The following is a 457-nucleotide window of genomic DNA, read 5'->3' on the forward strand; positions in this document are numbered from 1 at the left end:
GGCGCCTTGAGGACGGAGCCCCCGCTCCGCGTGACCGGCTACTCCGTAAAGGCTTAGTTTTGCTAGTTCTAGCACATACAGAAAAGGCTCTCCGAGATACCGGAGAGCCTTTTCTGCGTATATAAACAGTTTGTATATGCGGCACGCGGTCGATGCTCGCGTAAGTTTTGCACAGCCGGCTTGCGGACGATGCTCGCGGGGGGAGTGCCCCCTCTGCGGCGCCCCAATAAGTGAATGGGCTAGGCGCTTTGAGGATGGGGCCTCCGCCATTACGCATGCCCGCTATGCCGTCTAGGTTCAGTTTCGCTAGTTCTAACACATACAGAAAAGGCTCTCGAGATACCGGAGAGCCTTTTCTATGTCTACATTAGGTCGCGAAGGATATTCGCTCGGGTAGGTTTCGTAAGACGGCTTGCGGACAATGCTTGCGGGGGGAGTGCCCCCTCTGCGGCGCCCC

The organism is Rothia sp. HMSC062H08, from assembly GCF_001810775.1.
Lineage (GTDB): Bacteria > Actinomycetota > Actinomycetes > Actinomycetales > Micrococcaceae > Rothia.